This is a genomic window from Microcoleus sp. AR_TQ3_B6 (genome assembly GCF_036702785.1).
In the GTDB taxonomy this organism is placed as follows: Bacteria; Cyanobacteriota; Cyanobacteriia; order Cyanobacteriales; family Microcoleaceae; genus Microcoleus.
Window position 1 is genome coordinate 1 of sequence record NZ_JAUBVJ010000197.1, and the last position, 3,398, is coordinate 3,398.

The 3,398-nt window shown below is 52.3% G+C and carries 2 protein-coding genes; one reads left to right on the plus strand and one right to left on the minus strand.

What is annotated here, in order from left to right; all coding sequences use genetic code 11:
* The first annotated feature begins 106 nt into the window (after positions 1-106).
* Positions 107-2,866, plus strand: a complete 2,760-nt coding sequence (locus tag QUB56_RS36500; RefSeq protein ID WP_332961238.1) for an eIF2A-related protein — start codon at positions 107-109, stop codon at positions 2,864-2,866.
* A gap of 25 nt (positions 2,867-2,891) precedes the next feature.
* Here QUB56_RS36500 and QUB56_RS36505 read toward each other — a convergent pair whose 3' ends face one another.
* A complete protein-coding gene (locus QUB56_RS36505; RefSeq protein ID WP_332961239.1) occupies positions 2,892-3,026 on the minus strand; it encodes a hypothetical protein in 135 nt (44 codons plus the stop codon).
* Between the last annotated feature and the right edge of the window lie 372 nt (positions 3,027-3,398).

Consider the following 3,398-nt stretch of genomic DNA (forward strand, 5'->3'; position numbering starts at 1 on the left):
GCCGGTCGCGACGGAGTTACAAAAGACATATATAGCCAAAAGTAGCGCCGAAAAACGCAAAAGTAAGATGCTATTAACGGGAGCGGTCGTGAGTGCGCTCTCGATCATGACACTTGCCACTATTGTCGCCACATTTGGGAGACTAGAGGCGCAAAAGCAAACTAAAGAAGCGCAAGATCAAAAGAAGATCGCCGAAACGCAAACTAACATTACCCAGTTAAAGGAAAAAGCTGGCCGCGTGCAGACTTTGCTCGATGCCGATCCCCTAGAGGCACTGATTCTGGCGATTCAAGCCACAGATGAAAGCTTCGCTGCATCGCCCGATGTTCGCCAGAAGACGTTTTCCCAGCTGCAGTATAGATTGCGCGATGCCGCCGGAGATGCCAGAGAGCGCAATCTTTTGACAGCAAACACACACGGAGTCACCTCATTAGCGTTGAGTCCAAACGGCAAAATCCTCGCGAGTGTGGGTTCTGACGGGACCATTCGCCTGTGGGATACCTCTGACTATCCCACCTATCAACAGATCGACCCGTTGCCCAATCAGTATCAAACCTACCTCACTTCCGTGGCCTGGAGCCCAGACAGCAAAACGATCGTCAGTGGCGATGATCGGGGGACGATTCGCTTGTGGAACATCTCTGGTAAGCTGATGGGCCAAGGCTTCAAAGGGCATCAAGGTCCTGTCTGGTCAATCGGATTTAGCCCCGATGGCAAAACGCTCGTCAGTAGCGGCGCGGACGGGACGATTCGCCTGTGGGACACGGATGGCAATTCCGTCGGTAAACCCTTCCAAGGGCATAAGGGTGGGATTAACTCGATCGCATTCAGTCCCGATGGAACAACCATCGTCAGTGGTGGCGATGACAAGACAATTCGTTTGTGGACTCGTCAGGGTCAACTCATTGGTCAGCCTTGGAGGGGGCATGAGGGAGAAGTCACGTCAGTGGCCTGGAGCCCCAATGGTAAAACCATTGCCAGTGGCAGCTATGACGGGCGGATTCGTTTGTGGGAGACCTCGGGGAAACCCATCGGTCAACCCTTCAAAGGCAATGAGGGTGCGCCGATTCGGTCACTCGCATTGAGTCCCAAGGGTAGCTTCATTGTCAGTGGGGGGACGGATGGAAGCATTTCTCTTTGGGATCTGGGGGGGAATCCTCTGCTGAGTCATCCCCTCATCGGGCACCTGGATGGAGTCTCGTCCGTGGCATTGAGCCCCGATGGCAAAACCATTTTCAGTGGTAGCTGGGACGGGACGATTCGTCTGTGGGATACGGACGGCTACCTCATCGCTCCACCCTTCACCGGGCATGGCGAAGCAGTATTATCAGCGGCATTGAGCCCCGATGGCAAAACCATTGTCACTGGTAGCTTTGACAAAACAATTCGCCTGTGGGACACGAATGGCAATCCCATCGGTCAGCCCTTTAAAGGACATACAGAGGCGGTCTTTTCAGTGGCATGGAGTCCAGACGGCAAAACCATTGTCAGTGGTAGCGCGGACAAGACGATCCGACTGTGGAAGACTTCTGGCGAGTCCATCGGTGAACCCTTTAAAGGACATACAAGTTGGGTCTCTTCAGTGGCATTTAGCCCCGATGGTAAAACCATTGTCAGTGGTAGCTATGACGCGACAATTCGCCTGTGGAATACTTCAGGCAAGCCCAGCGGTGAACCCTTTACAGGCCATACAGGGATGGTCAACTCCGTGGCCTGGAGCCCGGACGGCAAAAGAATCGTCAGCGGTAGCGATGACAAGACAATTCGCCTGTGGAAAACTTCTGGCGAGCCCATCGGTGAACCCTTTAAAGGGCATAAGAAGGAGGTCTACTCGGTGGCCTGGAGCCCGGATGGCCTCACGATCGTCAGTGGCAGTAAGGACAATACAATTCGCCTGTGGGATACTTCAGGCAAAACTATCGGTCAACCCTTTAGAGGACACACCAATTCAATCTACTCGGTGAAATTTAGCCCGGATGGCAAAACCATTGCCAGCGGTAGTTTGGATAATACCATTCGCCTGTGGGACACGGACGGTGAACCCATCGGTCAGCCCCTCAAGGGACATACGGAGACAGTCACTTCAGTTGCGTTTAGCCCGGACGGTAAAACCATTATCAGCGGCAGTGCAGATAAGACTCTTCGCCTCTGGAGCTTTGGCACTTGGCAAGATTGGCTGAAGATGGCGTGCAACCGAATAATTTTACATCCCGTTTTAGTCGCGCCCCAAACGCAGTTTGGTGAGGATAGGGAAATGCTCTCCGTGGCGAAAGACGCGGGGAAAACCTGTCAAAACCTGGCCTGGAACCATCAGGAAAAGGCCCAGTTTTTAGTCAATCAAGGTGGAGCGCACGCGCGGCAAGGCGATGTCAACCTAGCCATGGAGACGTTCCAACAGGCCCAGAAATTATCGCCCAGCATTAAGGTGCCACCAGAGGACAAGGTTAAACGGTGGGCTGCGGTCGGTTTGATCGAACAAGGGGAAAACCTAGTCAAAGAGGGTAAAGTTCAGGAAGCAGTGGATGCCTTCTTGAAAGCAAAGCAGTTCGAGGCCACCTGGAAGATCCCTCCAAAGTCTTGGGATACGCTGTGTTGGTACGGTGCGCTGCACGAAGGGGCAAAGAGCGCGATCTCGGCGTGCGATACGGCGGTGGCACTTGCACCGGGCAATGTCGAGCTTCGAGATAGTCGTGGGGTGGCCCGGGCGCTGACGGGGGATACCGCAGGGGCGATCGCAGATTTTCAAGCGTTTATCAAGGGTACGGATTCGGCCGAGCGCAAAAAAAGGCGGCAAGGCTGGGTTGATGCCCTGAAAAAGGGTGAGAATCCGTTTACGAAGAAGGAGCTCGCTTACTTGTTGTCATGAGTTCAGGGGGAACAGTTATCAGTTATCAGTCAACAGTGAATTGAGTTGACTGTTGACTGTTGACTGTTGACTGTTGACTGTTGGCTGTTGGCTGTTGACTGTTGGCTGTTGACTGTTGGATAAAGTCAAAAAAGTTCTCACCAACTAGGTCAAGAAACAACCTGAATTCCCTGGGATGAACCTGTTGTCTAGCGGAGTCTACCAAAAGGCTTTAATTGACTTGAAAGATGCCTTGCAAAACTCACCCTCAAGCGGGCTTATATGATGTCCGATCGATTGACCATAATATCCCGGCCGGGCGGGTTTTTGAGATGGTCGATTGTTGGCAGATATTGTTGGTGAACCCGCCCCTACCTGATGTCGGGTAATCGACCGGACATCATATTATAGCAATGCCGAAATCTTGAATTCCTACTTGTATTCATCAACGCCACCCATTTACCTATTTCTTCCTCATGAAAACCAATTTTGACGCTTTTATCTCTTACGGACGAGCAGATAGTCTAGCTTTTGGCAGAAAGTTATACGAGAG